Source organism: Staphylococcus sp. B1(2026) (assembly GCF_058895785.1).
Genome location: NZ_JBZXTS010000098.1, coordinates 1 through 1471, shown reverse-complemented (window position 1 = coordinate 1471; position 1471 = coordinate 1). Strand labels below are relative to the sequence as shown.

4 protein-coding genes are annotated in these 1471 nt (G+C 23.0%); 3 read left to right on the top strand and 1 reads right to left on the bottom strand.

Translation table 11 applies throughout. The features are described 5' to 3' along the window. Together AC5EAH_RS08085 and AC5EAH_RS08080 are read left to right on the top strand one after the other, a co-directional pair. A partial coding sequence (locus tag AC5EAH_RS08085) for an LPXTG cell wall anchor domain-containing protein (RefSeq protein WP_493494269.1) occupies window positions 1-384 on the top strand: 384 nt, incomplete at its 5' end. 19 nt (window positions 385-403) lie between these two features. Further along, complete coding sequence (locus AC5EAH_RS08080) at window positions 404-646, top strand: DUF2087 domain-containing protein (protein WP_493494268.1); 243 nt, start codon at window positions 404-406, stop codon at window positions 644-646. Between the two features lie 65 nt (window positions 647-711). On the opposite strand, the gene AC5EAH_RS08075 is transcribed toward AC5EAH_RS08080, so the two are convergent. Further along, a complete protein-coding gene (locus AC5EAH_RS08075) occupies window positions 712-1050 on the bottom strand; it encodes a helix-turn-helix domain-containing protein (protein WP_493494267.1) in 339 nt (112 codons plus the stop codon). Window positions 1051-1174: 124 nt separating this feature from the next. On the opposite strand from AC5EAH_RS08075, the gene AC5EAH_RS08070 reads away from it, so the two are divergent. Next, entirely contained in the window at window positions 1175-1456 is a 282-nt protein-coding gene (locus AC5EAH_RS08070) for a hypothetical protein (RefSeq protein ID WP_493494266.1), read from the top strand. Window positions 1457-1471 lie beyond the last annotated feature (15 nt).

Below are 1471 nucleotides of genomic sequence, written 5' to 3'. Positions count from 1 at the left end.
GCTCAAGCAGAAAAAGAACGTCAAGCACAAGTAAATAAAAAAACGGATAAACAAAAACAATTAGAATTAAAACACCAAGAAACTAAAAAACAAGTGCTAGTAGAATCTAAACAAGAAGTGAAATCTGAAAATATTGATCGTACAACAGTAACTAATACAATGAAATCGATATTAAATCATAAAGTTGAAAACATTAATCATTCAAAAGAATTACAAGATACTAATATGAGTATAGTATCTATGAGTACTGATGAGAAGAGATTAGGTACTGTAGTGAAATCTTTACCAGATACAGGTATATCATCGTCTGTTTCATCAAATATTACATCAGTAGGATTAATATTATCAGCGTTAGCTTTATATCGTAGAAAAAATAAAAACTAAAATTGTAAAGGATACGATTATGGTATTAAATAATTATTTGCGAGATGGAAAATTAATTATATTTCCTAAGAAAAAGAAAGCAAAAGATGAAATTAGTCGATATATAATCAGTTTTTTTGATAAAGATAAGACTTATAATGAAAAAGAAGTGAATGAAATAATAAAAAATATTTATGACGATTATGCGATTATTCGTCGTTATCTAGTAGATGAAGATTATTTAAAACGAACTGATGATGGCAGTCATTATATTAGAGTATAATTGAATATCAAATAGAAACATTGATGATTAAGTTTGAGTACTTATTATATCAATGTTTCTATTTTTTAATCTTTATAATTTTCTAATAATGTAATTAAAGCTGAATTTATTTTATCTTGTTTATGGTTAGGAAGTTGTTTTAATAAAGATAATATTTTTTCTTCATTTTCTGATACAGAAGGATTTTCAAAGTTAAAAAAATCTTGATAGCTTATATCAAGAGCAGTTAACAATTGTTCTAATGTATCTATTTTTATATTATTTCTTAAATTTTCTAATTTATTTACATATTTTATATCTAAATAGGCCCTTTCTGATAGTTCTTCTTGACTTAAATTTTTACTCTTTCTAATAATGCGTATTCTGTTAGCAATAAATTCTTTAAGTATATATTGATTTTTCATTTTATGTCCTCCTATCATTAGGATAACCTTTATTACAATATATAATTAGGTTAATAAAAAAAACTAATAAGCAAATAAAAGTTCTTTTAAAAGAACTTTTATTTATGTATAATAAAGATATAAAATGAGTAAAGCAAAATTAGTAATTATGGCAATTATTGGTGCATTAATAGGAAGTGTTTTTTATTTTTATAGTACGATGAAAGTTAGTATTATTGATGAAATAGAACCAAAATTTACTGGTTATGATTTAGAATATAATGAAAAAGAAATAGAAGATAAGATAGATAAAGTTATATCAAGTGAAACAGAATCAGAACAAAATTATATTAAAAATAATACACGTATTTATTTTGACAAAATAGAAAATTTAAGTAATGGTCAAGAAATTACTTTAATGAATTAATTGCGATGTAGCCTA

Bases quoted from the DNA above. Each gene is read 5' to 3' on its own strand.
- AC5EAH_RS08080 (WP_493494268.1), top strand. From the start codon at position 404: ATGGTATTAAATAATTATTTGCGAGATGGAAAATTAATTATATTTCCT.
- AC5EAH_RS08075 (WP_493494267.1), bottom strand. From the start codon at position 1,050: ATGAAAAATCAATATATACTTAAAGAATTTATTGCTAACAGAATACGC.
- AC5EAH_RS08070 (WP_493494266.1), top strand. From the start codon at position 1,175: ATGAGTAAAGCAAAATTAGTAATTATGGCAATTATTGGTGCATTAATA.